Source organism: Ensifer sp. M14 (assembly GCF_003355565.1).
GTDB lineage: Bacteria > Pseudomonadota > Alphaproteobacteria > Rhizobiales > Rhizobiaceae > Ensifer.
The window spans coordinates 105482-128853 of sequence record NZ_QJNR01000004.1 but is presented as its reverse complement, the minus strand read 5'-3'; the positions used below and the strand labels follow the sequence as shown (position 1 = coordinate 128853).

The 23372-nt window shown below is 62.9% G+C and carries 17 protein-coding genes and 1 tRNA gene; 11 read left to right on the top strand and 7 right to left on the bottom strand.

Annotation, left to right across the window (positions count from 1 at the left end):
* Positions 1-4 precede the first annotated feature (4 nt).
* Both pgi and BLJAPNOD_RS00670 read right to left on the bottom strand, forming a co-directional pair.
* Positions 5-1630 (bottom strand): glucose-6-phosphate isomerase, encoded by a 1626-nt coding sequence (pgi, locus tag BLJAPNOD_RS00675; RefSeq protein ID WP_077502911.1) that lies wholly within the window; start codon positions 1628-1630, stop codon positions 5-7.
* A 128-nt stretch (positions 1631-1758) separates the two neighbouring features.
* Positions 1759-3459, bottom strand: a complete 1701-nt coding sequence (locus tag BLJAPNOD_RS00670; protein WP_115418578.1) for a long-chain fatty acid--CoA ligase — start codon at positions 3457-3459, stop codon at positions 1759-1761.
* A gap of 341 nt (positions 3460-3800) precedes the next feature.
* Between BLJAPNOD_RS00670 and BLJAPNOD_RS00665 the strand changes: the two genes are divergently transcribed.
* The 7 genes from BLJAPNOD_RS00665 (at position 3801) to BLJAPNOD_RS00625 (ending at position 14697) form a co-directional block, all read left to right on the top strand.
* Positions 3801-5024, top strand: coding sequence for an MFS transporter (locus tag BLJAPNOD_RS00665; protein WP_115418577.1), 1224 nt, complete (start codon positions 3801-3803; stop codon positions 5022-5024).
* A 174-nt stretch (positions 5025-5198) separates the two neighbouring features.
* Positions 5199-6359, top strand: a complete 1161-nt coding sequence (locus tag BLJAPNOD_RS00660; protein ID WP_115421072.1) for an AI-2E family transporter — start codon at positions 5199-5201, stop codon at positions 6357-6359.
* A gap of 499 nt (positions 6360-6858) precedes the next feature.
* The gene (gene kdpA, locus BLJAPNOD_RS00645; protein ID WP_115418576.1) at positions 6859-8568 is read left to right on the top strand and encodes a potassium-transporting ATPase subunit KdpA; all 1710 of its coding nucleotides are present in this window, start codon (positions 6859-6861) and stop codon (positions 8566-8568) included.
* A gap of 11 nt (positions 8569-8579) precedes the next feature.
* Entirely contained in the window at positions 8580-10706 is a 2127-nt protein-coding gene (gene kdpB / locus BLJAPNOD_RS00640) for a potassium-transporting ATPase subunit KdpB (protein ID WP_115418575.1), read from the top strand.
* A gap of 2 nt (positions 10707-10708) precedes the next feature.
* A complete protein-coding gene (gene kdpC / locus BLJAPNOD_RS00635; RefSeq protein WP_115418574.1) occupies positions 10709-11278 on the top strand; it encodes a potassium-transporting ATPase subunit KdpC in 570 nt (189 codons plus the stop codon).
* A 33-nt stretch (positions 11279-11311) separates the two neighbouring features.
* Positions 11312-14008, top strand: coding sequence for a sensor histidine kinase KdpD (locus BLJAPNOD_RS00630; RefSeq protein WP_115418573.1), 2697 nt, complete (start codon positions 11312-11314; stop codon positions 14006-14008).
* Positions 14005-14697 (top strand): response regulator, encoded by a 693-nt coding sequence (locus BLJAPNOD_RS00625; protein ID WP_115418572.1) that lies wholly within the window; start codon positions 14005-14007, stop codon positions 14695-14697. The genes BLJAPNOD_RS00630 and BLJAPNOD_RS00625 overlap by 4 nt, the downstream gene beginning before the upstream one ends.
* A gap of 61 nt (positions 14698-14758) precedes the next feature.
* On the opposite strand, the gene BLJAPNOD_RS00620 is transcribed toward BLJAPNOD_RS00625, so the two are convergent.
* The gene (locus tag BLJAPNOD_RS00620) at positions 14759-15982 is read right to left on the bottom strand and encodes an alpha/beta hydrolase (RefSeq protein WP_244610859.1); all 1224 of its coding nucleotides are present in this window, start codon (positions 15980-15982) and stop codon (positions 14759-14761) included.
* Between the two features lie 377 nt (positions 15983-16359).
* Between BLJAPNOD_RS00620 and BLJAPNOD_RS35300 the strand changes: the two genes are divergently transcribed.
* The gene (locus BLJAPNOD_RS35300) at positions 16360-16512 is read left to right on the top strand and encodes a hypothetical protein (RefSeq protein ID WP_158556091.1); all 153 of its coding nucleotides are present in this window, start codon (positions 16360-16362) and stop codon (positions 16510-16512) included.
* A gap of 73 nt (positions 16513-16585) precedes the next feature.
* Here BLJAPNOD_RS35300 and BLJAPNOD_RS00615 read toward each other — a convergent pair whose 3' ends face one another.
* From BLJAPNOD_RS00615 to BLJAPNOD_RS00605, 3 genes are all read right to left on the bottom strand, one after another.
* Positions 16586-16936, bottom strand: coding sequence for a hypothetical protein (locus BLJAPNOD_RS00615; RefSeq protein ID WP_115418570.1), 351 nt, complete (start codon positions 16934-16936; stop codon positions 16586-16588).
* Positions 16937-17048: 112 nt separating this feature from the next.
* Positions 17049-17124: transfer RNA gene (locus tag BLJAPNOD_RS00610), tRNA-Thr, on the bottom strand.
* 78 nt (positions 17125-17202) lie between these two features.
* Positions 17203-18213, bottom strand: coding sequence for a nitronate monooxygenase family protein (locus BLJAPNOD_RS00605; RefSeq protein WP_115418569.1), 1011 nt, complete (start codon positions 18211-18213; stop codon positions 17203-17205).
* Positions 18214-18627: 414 nt separating this feature from the next.
* On the opposite strand from BLJAPNOD_RS00605, the gene BLJAPNOD_RS00600 reads away from it, so the two are divergent.
* Positions 18628-19803, top strand: a complete 1176-nt coding sequence (locus tag BLJAPNOD_RS00600; protein WP_115418568.1) for a biotin transporter BioY — start codon at positions 18628-18630, stop codon at positions 19801-19803.
* A 32-nt stretch (positions 19804-19835) separates the two neighbouring features.
* On the opposite strand, the gene ppk2 is transcribed toward BLJAPNOD_RS00600, so the two are convergent.
* Positions 19836-20732: a polyphosphate kinase 2 gene (gene ppk2 / locus BLJAPNOD_RS00595; RefSeq protein WP_115418567.1), complete on the bottom strand. Its 897-nt coding sequence runs from the start codon at positions 20730-20732 to the stop codon at positions 19836-19838.
* A 131-nt stretch (positions 20733-20863) separates the two neighbouring features.
* On the opposite strand from ppk2, the gene phoR reads away from it, so the two are divergent.
* Positions 20864-22135, top strand: a complete 1272-nt coding sequence (gene phoR / locus BLJAPNOD_RS00590; RefSeq protein WP_115418566.1) for a phosphate regulon sensor histidine kinase PhoR — start codon at positions 20864-20866, stop codon at positions 22133-22135.
* A gap of 194 nt (positions 22136-22329) precedes the next feature.
* Positions 22330-23364, top strand: a complete 1035-nt coding sequence (locus BLJAPNOD_RS00585; protein WP_115418565.1) for a substrate-binding domain-containing protein — start codon at positions 22330-22332, stop codon at positions 23362-23364.
* Positions 23365-23372 lie beyond the last annotated feature (8 nt).

Sequence of the window (23372 nt, the reverse complement as noted above, 5' to 3'; positions counted from 1 at the left end):
TTTTTTAGCGGGCAGCCTTGAGCAGCACGGCCACAAGGCCTGCCGTCGACGAATCGTGGCCGGCAGCACTTTCCTTGCCTTCGACAACCGGCAGAAGGCCCGTTGCCAGTTCCTTGCCGAGCTCGACGCCCCACTGGTCAAAGGAGTTGATGTTGAACAGCGCACCTTCGACGAAGACGCGGTGCTCGTAGAGTGCGATCAGCCGGCCGAGCGCGAAAGGATCGAGCTGATCGTAGACCAGCGTCAGCGATGGGCGGTTGCCGGCAAAGACGCGGTGCGGCGCAATCTTGTCCGCCTTGGCGTCCGCCATGCCCTTGGAGGTCAGTTGCGCCTTCGCCTCGGCAAGCGTGCGGCCCTTCATCAGGGCTTCGGACTGGGCAAGGCAATTGGCGATCAGCAGTTCGTGCTGATGGCGCAGGTTCTTCTCATGACCGTTTGCAGCGATCATGAACTCGGCCGGGATGACATCCGTGCCCTGATGGATCAGCTGGTAGAAGGCGTGCTGGCCATTGGTGCCGGGCTCGCCCCAGACGACCGGACCTGTCGAAAATTCGACCGGCTTGCTGTCGAGCGTGACGGCCTTGCCGTTCGATTCCATGTCGAGCTGCTGCAGGTAGGCCGGGAAGCGCGACAGGCGCTGGTCATAGGGCAGGATTGCGCGCGAGGGGTAGCCGAGAACATTGCGGTTGTAGAAACCGAGCAGACCCAGCAGCATCGGCAGGTTCTGGCGGATCGGCGCGGTGCGGAAATGCTCGTCGATGGCGTGGCCGCCATCGAGGAAGCGGCCGAAATTCTCCTTGCCGATGGCAATCATCAGCGGCAGGCCGATCGCCGACCAGATCGAATAGCGGCCGCCAACCCAGTCCCAGAAGCCGAACACGCGCGCCTGGTCGATGCCGAAGGCGGCGACCTTGTCGAGCGCCGTCGAGACGGCAGCAAAGTGATGACCGACGGCGGCTTCGCCGAGCTTGCCGGCAATGAAGGCGCGGGCCGTCGCCGCATTGGTCATCGTCTCGATCGTCGTGAAGGTCTTGGAGGCGATGATGAACAGCGTCGTTTCCGGCTCGACGAGCTTCAGCGTGTCGGCAATATGCGCGCCATCGATGTTGGAAACGAAATGCAGCCGCGGGCCGTCATGGAAAGGGGCGAGCGCCAGTGTCGCCATGACAGGACCGAGATCCGAGCCGCCGATGCCGATATTGACGACGTCGGTGATCTTCTTGCCGGTCGCACCTTTCAGTGCGCCCGAGCGGATGCCATCGGCAAAGGCGCCCATGGCTTCGAGCACGCCGTTGACGTCGGGCATCACGTCCTTGCCGTCGACGATGACAGGGCGGTTGCCGCGGTTGCGCAGCGCCGTGTGCAGCACTGCGCGTTCTTCGGTGATGTTGATGATGTCGCCGCGGAACATCGCGTCGCGCTTCTCTTCGACCTTGGCGGCTTTCGCCAGCGCCTCAAGGCCGTCGAGCACCTGTTCGTTCACCGCGCATTTCGAATAATCGAGCAGCAGATCGTCGAGTGAGGTGCTGAAGCGCGAGAAGCGTTCGGCATCGCTCGCGAAGGCGGCACGGATATCGGTCGCATTGGTCTGCGCGGCGGTTGCTTTGAGTTGATCGACAAGCGCTTTCATCGCGGGGCTCCTTGTGTCGGACATTCGCCTGCGTAGCTATTCGCTTTGCATTGTCCGAATCAAGCCCGCAAAACCGCCGGAGTGGCGGTTTTCAGGATTTTTTAAATCGTTTTAAGTCGAGGCGGCCCTCAGCCCCGGAGGTCCTTGCGCAGGATCTTGCCGACATTGGTTTTCGGCAACTCGGTGCGGAACTCGACGAAGCGCGGTCGCTTGTAGTTGGTGAGATTGGCCGCGCAGTGCTTCTTGACGTCCTCTTCCGTCAGAGCCGGGTCCTTGCGGACGACGAAGAGCTTGACCGCTTCGCCCGAATGCTCGTCGGGAATGCCGATCGCCGCGCATTCGAGAATGCCAGGGTGCGTCATCGCCACTTCCTCGATCTCGTTCGGGAAGACGTTGAAGCCCGAGACCAGGATCATGTCCTTCTTCCGATCGACGATCTTGACGAGGCCGACGGCATTGATGAAGCCGATGTCACCGGAGCGGAAGAAGCCATCGGGCGAAATCGCCTTGGCGGTCTCGTCCGGCCGCTGCCAGTAGCCGGCCATGACCTGCGGTCCGCGAATGCAGATTTCCCCGACGTCTCCGATCGGCAAGGTGTTGCCCTGGTCGTCACGGATCTCGATCTCGGTCGAGGGGATCGGAAAGCCGATCGTGCCGGTGAATTCGGTTGAGTCGAGAAGATTGGCGGTGGCGACCGGCGACGTCTCGGAAAGGCCGTAGCCTTCGGCGATCGGGCATCCCGTCATCTTCTGCCAGCGTTCGGCGACAGGTCTCTGGATCGCCATGCCGCCACCGAAGGTCAGCATCAGCGAGGAGAAATCGAGTTTCTGGAATTCGGCGTTGTTCATCAGCGCGTTGAACAGCGTGTTGAGCCCCGGGAAGATGTTGGTCTTGTACTTGCCGAGTTCCGCGACGAAGCCTGGAATATCGCGCGGGTTGGGGATCAGGATGTTGTTGCCGCCGGTGGCAAGGCCCATCAGCGAATTCACCGTCAGCGCGAAGATATGATAGAGCGGCAGCGCGCACATGAAGACGAGATTGTCGGGACGCGGGCGCGAACGGAACGCCGTGTCGAACCAGATTTCCATCTGCGCCATGTTCGACAGAAGGTTGGAATGGGTGAGCGTCGCCCCCTTGGAAACGCCAGTGGTTCCGCCGGTATACTGCAGGAAAGCGACGTCGCTGGGTGCGACATTGGGCTTGGTTAGCTTCGACCGGCCACCTTCGGCGAGCACGGACTTGAAGGAATGATGGCCGGGGATCGACCAGGCGGGCACCAGCTTCTTGACCCGGCGCACGACCAGATTGACGATCACGCCCTTGAAGCCGAGCATGTCGCCCATCGTGGCGACCACCACATGCTTGATGCTGGTCTTGGCCGCAACCTGCTGGACGGTATGGGCGAAGTTTTCGAGAACGAAGATCGCCTTGGCGCCGGAGTCGATGAGCTGGTGCTCCAGTTCGCGCGGCGTGTAGAGCGGGTTGACGTTCACCACCGTGAAGCCTGCCCTGAGGATGCCGTAGACGATCACAGGGTTCTGCAGGATGTTGGGCATCATCACAGCGACCCGGTCGCCCTTCGACAGCCCGCGTGCCTGCAGCCAGGCGCCGATCTTGGCGGATTCGGCATTGAGTTCGGAGAAGGTCAGCGACTTGCCCATGCAGGTAAAGGCGAAGCGGCGCGAATAGCGCGCGACGGCATGGTCGAAGAAATCACCGATCGACCGGTAGGGCAGTGGTCCGATCTCGGCAGGGATGCCCGGCGGATAGGACTTCAGCCAGATTTTCTCCGGGCTGGTGCCTGCTGGTTGCGTGTTGAGTTCCGCCATGACCTCTCTCCCTCTGGTCGCCACAGGCTGGCCTTGCTTGCGGCCAGAGAAGAAACCCTCCCGGTCTTCTCTTGCCGATGAAGATGATGCTTTTGCGACACCTCTTCAAGCCGAGATTCGGGATTATATAACTTTGACGTAAACGTCAACTCAGCTAACGGTTAACCGGTCTGCTTCACGCGCCCACGAAAAAGTATGATGAGTGCCGCAAACCCTTTGCCATCAGGGGTCAAAGCCTGTATTGCATTGCAACATACCCTCATCGGATCCCATCCGATATCTGCTGCCAGCACCCACAGATTTGTTCCGCTCCTTGAGACCGGACGACACAGGTATTGCTCATGTGTGACGAAGCCTATTCTTCCGCCGTCGATCCGCGCCGGAGCCGCATTTCTGTTGCCGAGGTTGCGCTCGCCGTCGGTGGGTTTGGCATCGGTACGGGAGAATTCGCCATCATGGGCCTGTTGCCGCAGGTGGCCGACGACGTCGGCGTTTCGGTGCCGAAGGCCGGCGCCGTGATCAGTGCCTATGCGCTCGGCGTTGTCGTTGGTGCGCCGTTGATCGCCGTGCTTGCTGCGCGGTTTTCTCGCTTCCGGGTGCTTCTCGTCCTGATGCTTTTGTTTGCGATCGGCAATTTCGCCAGTGCCATCGCGCCGGATTTCTACACGCTGGTTGCCGCGCGCTTCTTTGCCGGTCTTCCGCACGGCGCCTATTTCGGTGTGGCGGCGCTGGTCGCCGCCGGGCTTGCCGCACCCAACCAGCGGGCGAGGGCCGTCGGGCGGGTGATGATGGGCCTGACGATCGCGACCCTGTTCGGAACGCCGCTGGTCGCCTGGTTCGGTCAGGCGCTCGGCTGGCGCTCCGCCTTTGCCATCGTCGGCGCCATCAGCCTTCTGACCATTGCGCTGACCTGTTCTTACGTGCCGCGCGACAAGGGCAATCCGCAGGCCACGCCGCTGCGCGAGCTTGGCGCTTTGGGCAAGCTGCAGGTCTGGCTGATGCTCGGCATCTGCGCCATCGGCTGCGGCGGCATGTTCGCGGTCTTCAGCTATATCGCCCCTGCATTGACGGAGGTCGCAGGCGTTTCCGTCGCCAATGTGCCGATCATGCTGTCGGTGTTCGGCGCCGGCATGATCCTCGGCAACATCGTCGGTTCCAGGCTCGCAGACTGGGCGCTGTTGCCGGCGATCGGCATCGCGCTCGCCTTCAACATCTTCGCCTATGTGCTGTTCTATTTCACCATGGGCAACCCGTGGATCGCCATCGTCAACGTGCTCTTCATCGGTGGCGGCTTTGCCGTCGTGCCGGGGGTGCAGACCCGGTTGATGGACGTGTCGGGTGAAGCGCAGACGCTTGCCGCAGCACTCAGTCATTCCGCCTTCAATCTTGCCAATGCGCTCGGCGCATGGCTTGGCGGCTGGTCGATTGCCGCAGGTTACGGCTGGACCTCGACCGGCCTCGTCGGCGCCGTCATGGGCGTTGCCGGTTTCGGCATCTTCCTCGCCTCGGTTTTCGTCGACCGGGGTGAGAGGGTAAAGCGCGCCGAGATGCGTGCGGCAGAATGACGTCTGCCATCAAATAAAGCCGGAGAGCTTGCGCGCCGCTGAATTTTTCTGTCATGTCCCGCCGCTAGCGTCGGCTGCGGCCCTGAAACTACCGTAAACCGGGGTCATTGGGGCGCCGAAGGCTGGCAAGGCCTCGGGTTTGTTGTAAAGTCGTTTGAAGACGGAGGAATGTTGGTGCAACTGGGCAATCGCGAACGAGAAAACCTTCCCGCAGAGCCGCGACTCTTCGGGAATGCGGCGACGTCGCGCTCGGCTCTGGTCGGCCCGATCACAGCTGCGCGCTGGATGCTCGTCTTCGTGCTTCTGGCCGGCGTCTATTTCTTCCACGGTTTCCTCGTACCGGTTCTGGCCGCCGTCGTCATCGGTTTCGCCAGCTGGCCCATCTATCGTCGGCTGCTGGCAGCCGTCGGGGGCAGTCGTACCCTTGCGGCCACCATTGCCATCATCTGCGTTGTCGCCTTCATCGTCGTGCCGATCTCGGTTGCTGCCGTCTATGCCGTCGACGAAGTCCGCGACTGGCTGGTCTGGGCCGTCGAAACGAATGCCAACGGCGCCGGTGTACCGGTGTGGCTGACGTCGATCCCGGTTGCTGGCGTCTGGTTCGGCGAACAATGGGTGAAGTATGTCGGCCATCCCGGTGCGCTCGGCGAACTGGTGCAGCTCGTCAGCGGCTCCAACATCGGCAATATCTATCGCGGCGTGCTGGTCATTGGCGCCTCGGCGTTTCATGCTTTCCTGACGCTGCTCTTCATGCTGATCACGTTGTTCTTCGTCTATCGCGACGGACATTCCTTCTCCAAGCAACTAGACCGTCTCGGCGAGCGCATCTTCCCGATGCGCTGGGAGCGGCTGTCGCGCGTGGTGCCACTGACGATCAGCTCGACGGTCACAGGCATGGGCATCATCGCCATCGGCGAGGGTATCGTGCTCGGCGTCGCCTATTGGCTGGCGGGCGTTCCGTCGCCGGTCACGCTCGGCATCATCACCGGCCTGATGGCGCTGATCCCCGGCGGTGCGCCGCTCTGCTTCACGCTGGTTTCCGTCTATCTCGTTGCCAGCGGTTCACCGGTTCACGGCATCGCGCTGTTTGCCTGGGGCACGACCGAACTCTTCATCGTCGACAAGACCTTGCGTCCGCGCCTCGTCGGTGGGCCTATCAAGCTGCCTTTCCTGCCGACCTTCTTCGGCCTTGTCGGTGGCGTGAAGACCATGGGCTTTCTCGGCCTGTTCGTCGGCCCGGTGCTGATGGCGCTGCTTGTCGCCATCTGGCGCGAATGGATGCGCGAAGTGACCAGCGAAGCCGCACCGACGGTCAGCCCGATCATCAAGGGCTGATGGCGTCGATCTGCCAGCCGCCTTCGGGCGGCGGCAGCGTCCTTATCTTTTCCTTATGCGCACGCAAAACCATCCCAATCGATAATTGACCCGCTGAGGGTGCATCATCCGGCCATAACCAGTCCCGGAGAATGCACATGCCCGATCTACTTTTTCTTGCCGCCGGCATCGGCGGCCTTGTCGTGTTTGCGCTTTATGCGCGCGCGCTCAGCCGGCTCTAGGAGGCATCGATGTTCGAAGCCTTCGTCGGCATTTCCGTCGCCGCCGCACTGACGGTCTATCTCATCGTGACTCTCGTTCGACCGGAACGGTTCTGACCCAGGTCGAAGCTCGTACCCAGGTCGAGACTTCGTACCCAGGTCGAGACTTCGTACCCAGGTCGAGACTTCGTACCCAGGTCGAGACTTCGTACCCAGGTCGAGACTTCGTACCCAGGTCGAGACTTCGTACCCAGGTCGAGACTTCGCGCCGTCTGGTCGTCTTTCGTGGAGAATTCCTCATGTCTATTATCGGGTGGCTGCAGATCGGCCTCCTCTTTCTCGCCGTCTTCCTTGCGATCAAGCCGCTTGGCCTCTACATGGCCCGGGTTTTCGCCGGCGAGCGCAACTTCCTCTCTCCGGTGCTCGGGCCCGTCGAGCGCGGGCTCTATCTGGCGGCCGGCGTCGATGCGAAGAAAGAGCAGGGCTGGCTCGCCTATACGCTGTCGATGCTTGCCTTCAGCGCCGCCGGCTTCGCGCTGCTCTACGCCATCCTGCGGTTCCAGGGTTCCCTGCCGGTGAACCCTCAAGGCTTTGCCGACGTTCCGGCGGATCTCGCCTTCAACACGGCGGTCAGCTTCCTCACCAACACCAACTGGCAGTCCTATGGCGGCGAGACCACCATGAGCCACTTCAGCCAGATGGCTGGCCTGACCGTGCAGAATTTCGTCTCGGCAGCGACCGGCATCGCCATCGCACTTGCCGTCACCCGCGCCTTTGCCCGTTCCGGTGCCGCGACGCTCGGCAATTTCTGGGTCGATCTGACCCGCGCGACCCTCTATGTGCTGCTGCCGCTGGCCGTCGTCGTTGCACTCGCCTTCGTCGCCATGGGCATGCCGCAGACCTTCAATGGTTCCGTCAGCGCCACCACGCTCGAAGGCGTGCAGCAGACGATCGCGCTCGGTCCGGTCGCAAGCCAGGAGGCGATCAAGCAGCTCGGCACCAATGGTGGCGGCTTCTTCAACGCCAATGCCGCCCACCCGTTCGAAAACCCGAGCGCGCTCAGCAACTACCTGTCGATCTTCGCAATGCTGTCGATCACCTCGGCACTGGTCTACGCCTTCGGCCAGATGGTCGGTGACCGCCGCCAGGGCTGGGCCTTCATCGCCGCCATGGCGACCCTTCTGATCGCCGGCATCGGCGTCATCTACTGGGCCGAAAGCTACGGCAACCCGATCCTGCACGGCCTCGGCCTCGAAGCCTCGCTCGGCAATATGGAGGGCAAGGAAGTCCGCTTCGGCCAGGCGATGTCGGCGGCCTATGCCGGCGTGACCACAGGCATTTCCACCGGTGCGGTCAACGGCATGCACGGCTCCTTCACCGGCATCGGCGGCCTCGTTCCGATGCTCCTGATCCAGCTGGGTGAAGTGCTGCCCGGCGGTGTCGGCTCCGGTCTTTACGGCATGGTCGTCTTCGCAATCCTCGCCGTCTTCGTCGCCGGCCTGATGGTCGGACGCACGCCGGAACTTCTCGGCAAGAAGATCGAGGGCCGCGAGATGAAATACGCCATGTTGGCGATCCTCATCCTGCCGGCCTCGATCCTCGGCTTCACCGCGATCTCGGCCGTCATGCCTTCGGCGGTCGCCAGCATTGGCACCGCTGGCCCGCATGGCCTGTCGGAAATCCTCTACGCCTATACCTCGGCAACCGGCAACAACGGTTCCGCCTTCGGCGGCCTCTCGGCCAACACGCCCTGGTACAACACCACGCTCGGTTTCGCGATGCTGCTCGGCCGCTTCGCCTATGCGATCCCGGTGCTGGCGATTGCCGGCTCGATCGCGGCCAAGACCCGCGTTCCAGCTTCCACGGGAACCTTCCCGACGCACACGCCGCTCTTCGTCGGCCTGCTCATCGGCATCATCCTCATCCTCGGGGGCTTGCAATATTTCCCGGCCCTCGCGCTTGGTCCCATCGTCGAGCAATTCGCCATGCTCTCGGGCCAGACCTTCTGAAGGAACAGACCATGTCTTCGAAACCCGTCGCCCCTGGTCTCCTCGACCCGGCGATCATTCTGCCGGCCTTCAAGGCCGCATTCATCAAGCTCGACCCGCGCCAGCTCATCCGCAATCCGGTGATCTTCGTCACCGAGGTGGTGGCAGCCATGGTCACGGTCTTCTTCATCCGCGATCTTGCGACCGGGACCGGCAGTCCGCTGTTTACGGGACAGATTGCCGCCTGGCTGTGGTTCACGGTGCTGTTTGCCACCTTCGCCGAAGCCGTTGCCGAAGGGCGCGGCAAGGCGCAGGCGGACAGCCTGCGTCGCACCAAGTCCGAATTGACGGCTCGCAAGCTGGTCTCGGCCGAAGGTCGCGAAACCCAGACGATCGCCGCCACCTCGCTGAAGGTCGGTGACCTCGTGCTGGTCGAAGCCGGCGAATTGATCCCCGGCGACGGCGACGTCGTCGAGGGTGTCGCCTCGGTCAACGAAAGCGCGATCACCGGCGAATCGGCACCTGTGATCCGCGAGTCCGGCGGCGACCGTTCCGCCGTCACCGGCGGAACGCAGGTGCTGTCGGACTGGATCAAGGTGCGCATCGGTACCGCACCTGGCGATACCTTCGTCGACCGCATGATTGCGCTGATCGAAGGCGCGCAGCGCCAGAAGACCCCGAACGAGATCGCGCTGTCGATCCTGCTTTCGGGCCTGACGCTGGTCTTCCTGGTTGCCGTCGTCACCCTCTGGGGGCTTGCCGGCTATTCCGGCACGGTTCTGTCGGTCACGGTTCTTGCAGCCCTACTCGTGACCCTGATCCCGACCACCATCGGCGGCCTGCTGTCGGCCATCGGCATTGCCGGCATGGACCGGCTGGTGCGCTTCAACGTCATCGCCACATCAGGTCGCGCAGTCGAAGCGGCGGGTGACGTCGACACGCTGCTTCTCGACAAGACCGGCACGATCACCTTCGGTAACCGTATGGCCGCAAATTTCATGCCGGTCCCCGGCGTGACGGATGCCGAGCTTGCCGATGCCGCGCTGCTGGCAAGCCTTGCCGACGAGACGCCGGAGGGACGCTCGATTGCCGCGTTGGCGACCGGCGAGTTTGGCCGTCAGACCCCGTCTGTGTCGCTGCCTGTTTCCGGCAAGCAGGCGAACCGTGAGGTCGTGGCTCTGGCCGTCGGTGGCGGCTCGGTTCAGTCAGGAGCTTTGGCAATCGACGCCGTCGTGCCCTTTGCTGCTGAAACGCGCCTGTCGGGTGTCGACTTCGCTGGCCGCCGTCTGCGCAAGGGTGCCGTGGATTCGATCCTGAAGTTTGCAGGTGTTCGCGACGAGAACGTGCCGGCCGAGTTCCGGCGCGCCGTCGACCAGGTCGCGCGCACCGGCGGCACACCGCTCGCCGTTGCCGACGGCAATCGTCTGCTCGGTGTCATCCATCTCAAGGACGTGGTCAAGCCCGGCATCAAGGAGCGCTTCGCAGCCCTTCGCGCCATGGGCATCCGCACCGTCATGGTGACCGGTGATAACCCGGTCACGGCAGCAGCGATCGCATCCGAGGCCGGCGTCGACGACTTCCTCGCCGAAGCAACGCCCGAAGACAAGCTCGGCTATATTCGCAAGGAGCAGCAGGGCGGCCGCCTGATCGCCATGTGCGGCGACGGCACCAACGACGCTCCGGCGCTTGCCCAGGCCGATGTCGGCGTGGCGATGCAGACCGGCACCCAGGCGGCGCGCGAGGCGGCCAACATGGTCGACCTCGATTCCAGCCCGACGAAGCTCATCGAGATCGTCGAGATCGGCAAGCAGCTTCTGATGACGCGCGGCTCGCTGACGACCTTCTCGATCGCCAACGACGTGGCAAAATACTTCGCCATCATCCCGGCGCTGTTCATCACCACCTATCCGGCGCTGGCAGCCCTCAACATCATGGGCCTGACATCGCCGCAATCGGCGATCCTGTCGGCGGTCATCTTCAACGCCCTGATCATCGTCGCGCTCATCCCGTTGGCGTTGAAGGGTGTCAAGTACCGCCCGGTCGGCGCCGCAGCACTTCTGCGCCGCAACCTGCTGGTCTACGGCCTCGGCGGCCTGATCCTGCCCTTTGCCGGGATCAAGCTCGTTGACGTCGTCGTCTCCGCTCTCAATCTGGTGTAATCATGTTGAACCAACTTCGTCCCGCAATCGTCATGGCCCTGCTTTTGACCGCGATCACCGGCCTCGCCTATCCCTTCGCCATCACCGGCGTCGCCCAGGCCTTGATGCCCGCGCAGGCCAACGGCAGCCTGATCCGCATCGACGACACCGTCGTCGGCTCCGATCTGATCGGCCAGAATTTTACCGCCGACAAATATTTCTGGCCGCGGCCGTCCGCGACTGGTCCCGAACCCTACAATGCCGGTGGCTCGACCGGCTCCAACCTTGGTCCGACCTCGGTCAAGCTGAAGGACCGGGTTGCCGCCGACGTGGAGAAGCTTCGCGCCAGCGGCATTACCGGGGAAATCGCCGCCGACGGCGGCACGGCGTCTGGCTCCGGCCTAGACCCGCATATTTCGCCGGCTTTCGCCCGCGAGCAGGTTTCTCGCGTTGCCAAGGCCCGCGCGATTGCGGAAGCGGATGTGGCGTCGCTGGTCGAACAGGCAACGGAAGGTCGTCTGCTCGGGATCATAGGCGAGCCGCGCGTCAATGTGCTAGAACTCAACCTTGCTCTGGATGCCCGGAGAAGCTGAGTGCGAAGCCTGAGATGCCACCAGAGATCTTGAATGCCTGAAACCGATCGCGAATCGAAAAGCCGTCCCGACCCGGATGCCCTGCTGGCGCTGGCCGGGCAGGGGCGAAGGGGAAAGCTGACGGTTTTTCTCGGCGCAGCCCCCGGCGTCGGCAAGACCTATACGATGCTGACGCGCGCGCGTCGGCTGAAGTCCGACGGCGTCGACATCGTCATCGGTCTGGTGGAGACCCATGGGCGCGGCGAGACCGCCGCGCTCGTTGAAGGGCTGGAGATACTGCCGCGCCGCGATGTGAACCATCGCGGCCGTGTGCTTTCAGAATTCGATCTGGATGCAGCACTTGCACGCCGCCCAAAGATCATCGTCGTCGACGAACTGGCGCACAGCAATCCGGAAGGCAACCGCCATCCGAAGCGCTATCAGGATGTGGAAGAGCTGATTGCCGCCGGCATCGATGTCTGGACGGCGCTCAACATCCAGCATCTGGAAAGCTTGTCCGATGTCGTCGCCCAGATTACCGGTGTTGCGGTGCGCGAGCGCGTGCCCGACACGGTTCTCAGCCGTGCCGACGACGTGTTGCTGGTCGATCTGCCGCCCGCCGAACTCATTGAACGGCTGAACCAAGGTAAGGTCTACCTGCCCGACAGCGCCAAGCGCGCCACCGAGCGCTTCTTCCGTCTCGGCAATCTGACGGCGCTGCGCGAACTGGCGCTCAGGCGCACCGCCGACCGGGTCGATGACCAGATGGTCGACTATCTCAAGCAGAACGCCATCGAAGGGCCTTGGGCCAGCGGCGAGCGCCTGTTGGTCTGCATCGGTCCCGATCCGCTATCGGAAAAGGTGGTGCGCACCGCCAGCCGCCTGGCTTCCGGGCTGAACGCACCCTGGATCGTCGTCTTCATTGAAAGGGCCGACCGCGAAAGCGGTGACGGCGAGGCGGCGAAAAGGCTCGACGAGACATTTCGCCTGGCCGAACAGCTCGGTGCGGAGACCCGCCGCATCGTCGGCAATGATTTCGTCGAGGAGATCCTCAAGCTCGCCCGGCGCGAGCACGCGACACAGATCGTCATCGGCACGAAGCGCCAGCCGTTCCCGATGCGGCTGTTCCGGCAATCGCTTCCCGATGCGCTGGCCGAACGCATTACCGGTGTCGGCATCCATTTGGTGACCGACAAGGAACAGCCACGCCCAAAGCGAAGCGTCACCGCCAAGCGACGCATGCCCGAGGGCTTCGTCCGGGCACTTGCCATTGCCGCCGCCACGGTGGCTGCAGCAACGGCGCTCGGCGTGCTCATCGAGCGTTTCATCATCCTGCCGAACATCTCGCTGCTGTTCCTGCTGGCGGTGCTGGCGTCGGCAACCTATGCCGGCCACGTCGCGGCGATCGCCGCTGCCCTTCTCTCGGTTCTCGCCTACAACTTTTTCTTCATCAATCCGGTCGGCACCTTCACCGTCGCCGAGCCGCATGAAGTCTTCGCACTGTTCATTTTTCTGGTCGCAGCGGCCCTTGCCGGCAGCCTTGCCTCCCGGGTGCGCGAACAGGCGAAATCAGCGCGGCGGCGTGCGGCGGCAACGCAGGCGCTCTATGATTTTTCCCGCAAGCTTTCGGGCACCGCCAATGTCGATGATGTGCTCTGGGCAGCAGTCACCCAGATGCAGACGACGCTGAAGCGCAATATCGCGCTGCTGTTGCCGGAGGAGGCCGACCTGCGCCTGAAGGCCGCCTGGCCGCCGGATACCGAACTCGATGTCACCGACACCATGGCGGCCCGCTGGGCGATGGACAAGAAGGAGACGGCCGGCAACGGTACCGGCACGCTGCCCAACAGCCCCTTCCATTTCCGACCGCTGACGAGCCCGCACGGCGTCGTCGGCGTCTGCGGTTTTGCTCAGGCCGGCAAGCCGCTGGAGATCAACGAGGAGCGGGCGCTCGCCGCCATCCTCGACCAGACGGCGATCGCCATCGACCGGGCGCGGCTGTCTCGCGAGAGCCTGGATCATGCCGCCAAGCTGGAGGGCGAGCGGTTTCGCGCGGCCCTCCTGTCGTCCATCTCGCACGATCTGCGCACGCCGCTTGCTACCATTACCGGTGCCGTCACCAGCCTGCGCCAGCTCGGCGACCGCATGCCGCCGGAAAGCCGCGACGACCTATTGCAGTCGATCGAGGAAGAGGGGGGGCGGCTGACGCGGTTCGTCGCCAATCTCCTGGACATGACCCGCATCGAGGCGGGCACCGTCAACGCCAAGCGCGACTGGGTTGATGTTGCCGACGCCGTGCGCGCTGCCGTCGATCGGGCGCGCAAGTACTTCCCGGACCGCGAGATCGAAACCAGCATCGCGCCGGAACTGCCGCTGATGCGCGGCGACAGCGTGCTTCTCGGCCAGGTGCTCTTCAACCTGCTCGACAACGCCAACAAATACGGCGGCGAAGAGCCGATCAGCATCTATGCCCGGCGCGACGGCAACGAGATCGTGCTGTCGGTGACGGACCTCGGCAAGGGCATCGCGCAGGGCGATCTCGAACAGGTCTTCGAAAAGTTCTTCCGCCGAGGCAAGGTCGACGGCCGCACGCCGGGCACCGGCCTCGGCCTGTCGATCGCCAAGGGCTTCGTCGAGGCCATGGGCGGTCGGATCAAAGCCGAAAGCCCGGCATTGAGACGTCGCGGCACGCGCATCTCCATGCGTTTCCCCGCCGCCGAAGCAGAAATATCCGAAAAGGACCGTGCATGAGCGTGGAGCGTATCCTCGTTGTCGACGACGAACCCCAGATCCAGCGTTTCCTAAGACCGGCGCTCAGCGCTGCCGGCTATGACGTGCTGGAGGCTTTGACGGGAGCAGAGGCATTGAAGGCGGCGGCGACCACCGCGCCCGACGTCGTGATCCTCGACCTGGGCCTGCCCGACATGGACGGCAAGGACGTGATCGCCAACATCCGCGCCTGGTCGCAGGTGCCGATCATCATTCTGTCGGCGCGCGACCGGGAGAGCGAAAAGATCGCGGCTCTTGATCTCGGCGCCGATGATTACATCGAAAAGCCCTTTGGGATCGGCGAGCTGACGGCGCGCATTCGCGCGGCCCTTCGCCACCGCATCCAGATGGAGGGCGGGCATACCCAGCTTTCGGCCGATGGCGTGGCGATCGATACCATCAAGCGGCTGGTCACGCGTGATGGCGAACCCGTACGTCTGACGCCGAAGGAATATGATCTGCTGGTCATGCTGGCCCACCATGCCGGACGGGTCGTCACGCACAAGACGCTGCTGACCTCGGTCTGGGGTGCGGCCCACGGCGAGGATCTGCATTATCTGCGCGTCTTCATCGGCCAGTTGCGCGGCAAGATCGAGCGCGATCCGGCCGATCCCAAGATCATCCGCACCGAACCGGGCGTCGGTTACCGCTTCGTCGGCGACGGTGACTGATACCACTTGAGACTTTGTACGAGGGCGGCCGGTCCGCTCAGCGGCCCGGCCGCCGTGGCGATCAGTTGGCCGCAACCGGCTTCGGTTGTTCGCCAGCGAGCGTATCGCCGACGACTATCTTTTTCTTCGCTGTCGGCCGTGGATTTTCGATGATGTTGACCGGTGCGGACAACGTCGTCGCCGCGACATTACCGACGCCTCTCGCGGTGCCGGCGACAACGGCGGCGATGCCGGTTCCCACCGAAATGTTTGAGTCGGTCAGGGTCTGACCCTTGATCAGGCGTTGGCCGATCAACTGCACAATCTCGGGGCTCTCGGCGAATTTTCCATGATGCAGCCCGTCGTCGGTCTCGACCTTGGTCAGGTCGATGGCGGTGATGCCGGATTTCTCCAGGTCGCTGCGATAGGGCTCCTTCGACGGGTCGATGGCGCCAAGTCGCGAAACGTCACCGGAAATGAAGCTCGAAAGCGCGAGCGCGCGGTCGTCCTGCGAGACGAAGATCGTGAATTTCGGCTTCTTCTTGCCCATCTCCACCCATTGCTTGGCAAAGACGTCGAGGTCGATATCCGGCGATGCCAGAATGACGTTCTGGATCTTCGACGGCACGTTGCCGTCGCGAATTCCCATCTGCCGGAGCGATTCCATCGTCAACCATGTGCCCATGGAATGGGCGAGGATAGTGATGTCCTTCACGTTCGGCGCGTCGGCCAGGATGCGCAGCGTATCCTCGAGCGCGGTGCGCGAATAGTTGGTGCTTTCCTTGTCGTAATTGTATTCGAACACATTGGCGCGCGATGGCCAGGTGAACAGGATCGGCGTTGTCTGTGCGCCGGAATCATGGATGATCTGCGCCAGCCGGAAGACGGAATCCTCGTAGCGGTTGTTGAAGCCGTGCACGAAGACGAAGGCATGGCCGCCGACGCTGTGCTGCTTGAACCAGGCCTTGCCGTCGGCGAGCGTGTCCAGTTCCCGCACCCGCGTCACTGCAAAGTCGGTCGCCGGATCGGGCGGCAGCTTGCGCGGCCATTGCACCGTGCCGGGCTTGCGCACTGTCTCAGGCGGGATCGATACCGAAACATCGGTCATGAAGGTGTTGGCGTCCCGTTCCCCCGAAAACAAGGTCGCGGGGTCGCCGGAGGGTTGCCGGGTTGTCGCGACCAGCATGTCCACCTGCGCGGTTTTCGGTGTCTGTGCGGTCAGGGCAACCGGGGTCATGACGCCCTTGGGTTTTCCGGCGCAAGAGGAAAGCCCCAGCGAAAGGGCAACAGGCACCGCGATTGCCATCAGTCTCCGCGTCCGTGCCGACGAGATCGTAACACGCGCATTTTTAATCATCGGCGCCCCACGCAGAAACAAGAACGAGCCGCATCAGACTGTGCGTTCGCGACAGCGCGATGACACCACTCCATGCCGGCAGATGCAAGCGGGTATTTCGCCATGTCTCGCGCTGTGGTTTTGCAGTGAGATTGCGCCGGCTCGGCCAGGTTTGCCTGCGTGGCGGATCAACCTGCCGAACGACGGCGTCTCTCGCTGGAACCGATCCGTGCGAACAGGGTCGTCAATGGGGTAGGTGAAGCTCTGCCTCGAAACCCGGTGTGCAAACAGCCGCCACACCGGCAAAACGCTTCCGACCGTGGTGTCCACCTGTCGGGAAAGGCAAGATGAACATCGCCTTTCTTCACCTCGCGCTGACGACCTTCGCGACCGGGACTGCGGAAAACATCGCTATCGGCATCCTGCCTGATGCGGCCTCAGGTCCTGGCATATCCATCGGTCTCGCCGGGCAGTGGACCGTGGTACTTGCCGTGACATGACGAGCATCGCCCACAAATGCATCCGGTCGCCCTTCGGCGGCGTGAGCGGTTTGGGCAACGCCTTTCTTGCCGATCAGGATGCGGTGGAGGGTAGCGGCAGGTTGATCGTCGGGCCGGGGCTGACGCCGTGCTGTCGGCGGACCTGCCGCGACGCGCTGCCATCGAACAGCGACATCGGCAATGTGCCGGTCAGGATCCAGCGATAGGGCGAGTACGCATCCGGCTCGCGCGCTTGATGCGGGACCGAAGCCAGCGGCAGCACATATTCCGGCCGGCGCAGGCCTGCGTCCTTGTTGCCGAGCCAAGTCAGCACGACCAGCACTTCGCCACCGATCTCAAGCGCCGACAAGGAGCAGGTCCGGCCGGCAACATTGGCCTGAACGGCATCCTCGTGAACTTGAAAACGGCTAACCTTGAGCGACATCGATCGGCTTCCTTGAAATGGACCTCTGCCCGCCGCGTGCGGCAAGGCGAGCTGGCCCTTGGCCAGCTTCAGACTTTCATCCCGCTACAGTGCTCATTTCTCAGAAGGAAAATGGTGCCGCTTAGCAGACTCGAACTGCTGACCCCATCATTACGAATGATGTGCTCTACCAACTGAGCTAAAGCGGCCCTGAGGCGGTTCCGCGAAAAGACCGCGGAACGAAGTGTGAGGCGCTGATAAACGCAAAGCGCCAAGATTTCAAGCCATCAGTTTCGAGAACTTGAAAATTCCTTGTTGGTGGCGATCGTGGGGGCGGCATCCAGCCCGAGACGGGCGCGCGCGGCGTCGTATTCGCGCTCCCAGCGATCGACAATGTGTGCGACCGAGGTGATCTCGCGCACGGCGCCGATGCCCTGGCCGCAGCCCCAGATGTCCTTCCAGGCCTTGGCGCCCTCGGTGGCTTGCGCAAAGTCCATCTTCGACGGATCGGCTTCCGGCAGGCTCTCCGGGTCCATGCCGGCCGCCATGATCGACGGCTTCAGGTAATTGCCGTGAATACCGGTGAAGTAGTTGGAATAGACGATGTCGGCGGCATTGCTGTCGACGATCATCTGCTTGTAGGCGTCGCTGGCGCGCGCCTCTTCCGTGGCGATGAAGGGTGAGCCGATATAGGCCATGTCGGCACCCATGGCCTGGGCGGCGAGGATGGCACCGCCGTTGGCGATCGCGCCGGACAAAAGCAGCGGGCCGTCGAACCAGGAGCGGATCTCCTGGACGAGGGCAAACGGGGAAAGCGTACCGGCATGGCCGCCGGCACCGGCGGCAACGGCGATCAACCCGTCGGCGCCCTTGCGGATCGCCGAATTGGCATGGCGGTTGTTGATCACGTCATGCAGCACGATGCCGCCATAGGAATGAATGGCGGCGTTGACCTCGGGCACGGCGCCGAGCGAAGATATGACCACCGGCACCTTGTACTTGATGCAGAGCATCAGATCCTGCTCGAGGCGGGTGTTGGATTTGTGGACGATCTGGTTGACGGCAAAGGGCGCAGCCTTGCGGCCGGGGTTCCGGGCGTCGTGGTCGGCGAGAGTCTCGGTGATTTCGGCAAGCCACTCGTCGAGCTGCGATTGCGGGCGGGCGTTCAATGCCGGAAACGATCCGACCACGCCTGCCTTGCACTGCGCGATCGTCAGCTTGGGATGCGAGATGATGAACAAAGGCGCGCCGACAACCGGCAGTCTCGTCGTTCCGGAAAGAATTGGCGGCAGCGACATCGAGTTCTCCATCCCGTAATTTTTTGACGTTTGCGTAAACGTCAAAATAGATAGCAGCAAGTTGCTCGCTTGCAAAGATGCGGATTTTCATGGCGGTGCGAAGGTGCGCGGGCAGTTTTCCCCGACGTTGCCGGGGTAGCCCACGCGTCGGACTTGCGGATTTTGAAAGCAGCGGTTACGCAATTGTTAACAAAACCAACGGCGTGCATCCGGAATTAGCCGATAGGGCGTGCGGATGATGAATGAACGGCGCGGGTCAGGTGACGAGCGTCGGCGGGGCTGCTGCAGAATCCCTTAGATCGGATCCGATTTGAGGGTAAAATCATGCGGCGGATTGATGGCTTTGCAGCGTCCTTTGCGCGCCTTGATGGACGCGTGGCGCCGTAAGGCCCGGTGTGCACAGAAGGATTTGACGTGAGCGGACTCGAGACTGCAATCCGAAATGCGCTGGAGCGCTCCGACAGGACCAACGCCGAGACGCGGGCGCGCATCTATCAATCCGCGCGCCAGGCGCTCGAAGCCGGGCTACAGAAGCAGGGGATCGAGGATCAGAACGTCGTCGCCCAGCAGCGCCATCGGCTGGAAGCGGTCATCCACGCGATCGAGACTGAGGAGCGCGCGGCGCTAAAGGCGCGCCCGGCGCCGGCCCCGTCTGTCAGCCTCGACGATGCTGTCGCACCGCGCGCTGCGGCAGCGGCAAGGTCCGAGCCGCAGCCGTCTGCGCCCGCGAGCGGCCGCCGTGAGCCGGCTTTTGCCGGCCAGGCGCCGCGCGACGGACAGAATGACGGTGGACTTGGTGGCCTTCGTGCCGACCGCGACGGTCCTGTTGTTTCGACGGCCGCGGCCGGCGAGGTTGCGGCCAGGCAGCCGAATGAAGGCAGGGGCGCGGTCGCGCCGGAACTGCGCGCAACGGACGGCCGCAAGCGTCGCCGCAAACGCGGGCGCCTGCTGTCGCTTTCCATGGTCGTCGCGACGCTGTTGGCTGCGGTCGTCGCCGCCGTCTGGTGGGTCGAGACCAACAATCTGCTGCAGTCACCGGCTGCGCGCGATACCAATGTCGCCAATCCGCCGGCAACGGTGGCGTCACAGGATTTCGACGGGGCTGCCGGTCTGCCGACGCTCGGCGCTCAGGAAGGCTTCACCGGCGATTGGGTCGAGGTGTACACGCCCGGCAAGACAGGGGCGATCACGCCCGGCCCACAGGCGACTGTCGAGCCTGTCAATGACGATGGCGGCCAGCGCATCCTGCTGACCTCAGGCGATGCCAATGCGGACGGCGACGTGACCATTGAAATTCCGGCGGCGATCCTGGCCGAACTTTCGGGCAAGACGTCGACGCTGGCGCTGACGGTACAGGCCACGCCCGGAAAGTCGACGGAGTTCGCGGTGGAGTGTAATTTCTCTTCGCTCGGCGAGTGCGGCCGACACCGTTTCACTCTGCATGATGAGCGGGTCGACATGCTGTTCAAGGTGACGTTCGACCGAAGCCTTGCGCCAAGTGCTGCCGGGCAGATCGTCATTAACAGCGACATCAGCGGTGGCGGCAAGGGCTTGAACCTTTACGCCATCCGCGTCCTGCCGGGTCAATAAGCCTGCGCGAAAAGCCGGCTCGCCGGCTTCGGCTATTTGAGGAAGCCGGGGCCTGACCCGATGATCTTGTCGTCTATCTCGCCGATCGCGTCCATGTCCTTGCCCTCGTAGTCGAGCTTGGAAAGCATGTGGCGAATGAGATTGATACGTTCGCGTCGTTTGTCGTTGCCCCGCACGATTGTCCATGGCGCATGGTCCGTGTGGGTCGCCTTGAGCATCTGGTCGCGCTTCTCGGTGTAGTCGTCCCATTTGTTGAGTGCGGCGATATCCATCGGCGACAGCTTCCAGACTTTCAACGGATCGTGGCGGCGGTCGTGAAAGCGCTTCAGCTGCATCTCGCGGCCGATACTGATCCAGAATTTGAAGAACTGGATGCCTTCGTGCACGATCATCTTTTCGAAGCGCGGCACCTGTTTCAGGAATTGTTCGTGCTGCTCGGGCGTGCAGAAGCCCATGACCGGCTCGACGCCGGCGCGGTTGTACCAGGAGCGGTCGTAGAGCACGAGCTCGCCCGCTGTCGGCATGGTCGCGATGTAGCGCTGGAAGTACCATTGCCCACGCTCGGTCTCGGTCGGCTTCGTCAAGGCGACCACGCGGGCCCAGCGGGGATTGAGGTTACTGCTGGTGGCATGAATGGCGCCGCCCTTGCCGGCCGCGTCCCGGCCCTCGAACAGGGCGATGATGCGCTTGCCGGTCGCCTGCTGCCAGAGCTGCAGCTTGACCAGCTCGATCTGCAGCTTCTCCAGCGTCTTTGAGTATTCTTCCTCGTCGAGCTTTTTCTTGTAAGGGTAGTCGTCCGAGGCAAAGGCGGCCTCGTCGATCCACTTCGGCAATTCCGGGTTGTCGACGTCGAAGAGCCGCTTCTTGCCGCCGATATCGAGTTCCACCGCCCGGCTTTCGGCCTTCGTTGCCGCCTGCGTTGACGCCATATGATCTTCCTCCAGCCCGAGCGATTTCCTGTGAGGAGGCCACAATTGCATTGCGGATTCAAGCGCGTCGTGAAAATCATGTCATGAAGGGTCGCTATCTCTCGACCAATTGAGGTCGGGAGGAGGACAAAGTGATTCATGAGGATGTGGTGCTGGACGGTTCCAAGGCGTTCTGGCGGATGCTTGTGCCGCGACTGAAGGCAGAGCGTTGGCTGCTCGGCCTGACGGCGCTGCTGGCAGTCCTTGCAACCGTCGCCGGCATTCATTTCCTCGCCGTGCTGCCGTTCTGGGTCGTGCTCGCGGCGGCCCTGCTCAACCGCAGCACGCCCTCGGCAATGTCGAAGGCTGCAAAAACGACAAAGGTCGCGGCAGCGGCGGGCTCAGCCAGCGACGCCCTGATCCCGGCTTTGAACGCGCTCGATATGCCGGTTCTGGTTGTGGCGGTCGATGAAACCGTCGTCTTCCAGAACATCGCGGCCGAAAAGGCTTTCGGCACCATTCCGCCCAACAGCTATCTCGCAGCCCGCGTCCGTTCGCCCGGCATTCTCGATATGGTTCGCGAGACGATCGCGACCGGCAAGATCAACCAGATCGAACACACCGAGCGCCTGCCGTCCGATGCGGTCTACGTGGTCAGGGTCGCGCCCGCCGAAATCGGCGGCGGCGGTTCGTGGAGCCGGGTCTTCCTGCTCACATATCGCGATATCTCGCAGGCCCGCCGCATCGATCGCATGCGCTCGGACTTCGTTGCGAATGCCAGCCACGAACTGCGCACGCCGCTGGCGTCCCTGCGCGGCTTCATCGAGACGATGCAGGGGCCTGCGCGCAACGATCTCAAGGCACAGGAGAAGTTCTTCGGCATCATGCACGAGCAGGCGACACGCATGAGCCGGCTTGTCGACGACCTCCTGTCCTTGTCGCGGCTGGAGCTGAAATCCCATATCGCACCTGACGATACGATCGACCTGCGCCCGCTGCTCGGCCATGTCCGCGACAGTCTTGCTCCGCTTGCTGCCGACCTCGATGTGACGATCACGTTGACGATGCCCGAGACGCCTGTCGTCGTTCAGGGGGACCGCGACGAGCTGATCGAGGTGTTCGAGAACCTGATCGAGAATGCCTGCAAATACGGTCAGGAGGGCAAGAAGGTCGATGTCGCGCTTTCCGGCGGGGAAGGCGGGCAGGCTGAAGTCGTGGTCAGAGACTACGGTCCCGGCATTCCCGCCGAACATGTGCCGCGCATCACTGAGCGTTTCTACCGCGTCAATGTCGAGGCGAGCCGCTCGAAAAAGGGCACCGGTCTCGGCCTTGCGATCGTCAAGCACATCCTGACCCGCCACCGCGCGCGGCTCCTGATCCACTCGGAGCTGGGCAAGGGTACGGTGTTTACCGTGCGTTTTTGACATATTGGCGCTGGATAAAGTCGCACTGTTCATTTTTCATTATGATTTTCAATGACATGAGCTGTCATAAATGTTTCGCGAAACTGACATAAAAGGTGTGGCTATCGGCGGCTAGTTAGGGGCAGCCGATCAGACGGCGAAGAGCGCTGCAACGCTTGGCGCACTCAACACAAGCCCATTCCGGGAGAACTTTTATGAAAGCTCTTAAACTCACTGTCGCGGCGCTCGTCGCATCCGCCGCGTTCGCTGGCGTGGCTGTCGCGCGCGATCAGGTTCAGGTCGCCGGCTCCTCGACGGTTCTTCCCTACGCAAAGATCGTCGCCGAGACGTTCGGCGAGACCTTCCCAGACTTCAAGACGCCGGTCGTCGAATCCGGCGGCTCCTCGGCCGGCCTGAAGGAATTCTGCAAAGGCGTCGGCCCTGACACCATCGACATCGCCAACTCCTCGCGCAAGATCAAGGACAGCGAAGTCGAGGCCTGCAAGGCCGCCGGCGTCACCGAAATCCAGGAAATCCAGATCGGTTACGACGGCATCGTCTTTGCAACCGATGCCGGCAATGCCGACCTCGCCCTGAAGCCTGTCGATCTCTACAAGGGTCTGGCCGCTGAAGTCGTCGTCGACGGCAAGCTCGTCGCCAACCCCTACAAGAAGTGGTCTGAAGTCAACTCGGTTCTGCCGGATGCCGATATCGCCGCTTACATCCCCGGCGAAAAGCACGGCACACGCGAAGTCTTCGAAGAGAAGATCCTCGCTGCAGGCTGCAAGGAAGCCGGCGCTGTCGACGTCATCAAGGCTGCCGTTGCCGATGAAAAGCAGCAGCACAGCAAGTGCGTCGCAGTCCGCAAGGACGGCATGGCTGTCGACATCGACGGCGACTACACCGAAACGCTGGCGCGTATCGCCGCCAACAAGAGCGGCATCGGCGTCTTCGGCCTGTCCTTCTATGAAAACAACGCTGACAAGCTGAAGGTCGCCACCGTCAACGGCATCGTTCCGTCGACCGAAACGATTGCTTCCGGCGAATACCCGGTTTCCCGCCCGCTTTACTTCTACGTCAAGAAGGCACATCTCGGCGTTATCCCGGGCCTCAAGGAATATGTCGAGTTCTTCCTCGACGATCAGATGATCGGCCCGGATAGCCCGCTTGCCGAATACGGCCTCGTTGCCGCTCCGGATGCCGAGCGCGAAGAGATCCGCAAGGCTTTCACAGCCGGCAACATGCTCTGATACTGACA

Bases quoted from the DNA above. Each gene is read 5' to 3' on its own strand.
- BLJAPNOD_RS00630 (WP_115418573.1), top strand. From the start codon at position 11,312: ATGCCTGAAACCGATCGCGAATCGAAAAGCCGTCCCGACCCGGATGCC.
- kdpC (WP_115418574.1), top strand. From the start codon at position 10,709: ATGTTGAACCAACTTCGTCCCGCAATCGTCATGGCCCTGCTTTTGACC.
- BLJAPNOD_RS35300 (WP_158556091.1), top strand. From the start codon at position 16,360: ATGAACATCGCCTTTCTTCACCTCGCGCTGACGACCTTCGCGACCGGG.
- ppk2 (WP_115418567.1), bottom strand. From the start codon at position 20,732: ATGGCGTCAACGCAGGCGGCAACGAAGGCCGAAAGCCGGGCGGTGGAA.
- kdpB (WP_115418575.1), top strand. From the start codon at position 8,580: ATGTCTTCGAAACCCGTCGCCCCTGGTCTCCTCGACCCGGCGATCATT.
- BLJAPNOD_RS00665 (WP_115418577.1), top strand. From the start codon at position 3,801: ATGTGTGACGAAGCCTATTCTTCCGCCGTCGATCCGCGCCGGAGCCGC.
- pgi (WP_077502911.1), bottom strand. From the start codon at position 1,630: ATGAAAGCGCTTGTCGATCAACTCAAAGCAACCGCCGCGCAGACCAAT.
- BLJAPNOD_RS00620 (WP_244610859.1), bottom strand. From the start codon at position 15,982: ATGGCAATCGCGGTGCCTGTTGCCCTTTCGCTGGGGCTTTCCTCTTGC.
- BLJAPNOD_RS00625 (WP_115418572.1), top strand. From the start codon at position 14,005: ATGAGCGTGGAGCGTATCCTCGTTGTCGACGACGAACCCCAGATCCAG.
- BLJAPNOD_RS00615 (WP_115418570.1), bottom strand. From the start codon at position 16,936: ATGTCGCTCAAGGTTAGCCGTTTTCAAGTTCACGAGGATGCCGTTCAG.
- kdpA (WP_115418576.1), top strand. From the start codon at position 6,859: ATGTCTATTATCGGGTGGCTGCAGATCGGCCTCCTCTTTCTCGCCGTC.
- BLJAPNOD_RS00585 (WP_115418565.1), top strand. From the start codon at position 22,330: ATGAAAGCTCTTAAACTCACTGTCGCGGCGCTCGTCGCATCCGCCGCG.
- BLJAPNOD_RS00605 (WP_115418569.1), bottom strand. From the start codon at position 18,213: ATGTCGCTGCCGCCAATTCTTTCCGGAACGACGAGACTGCCGGTTGTC.
- BLJAPNOD_RS00670 (WP_115418578.1), bottom strand. From the start codon at position 3,459: ATGGCGGAACTCAACACGCAACCAGCAGGCACCAGCCCGGAGAAAATC.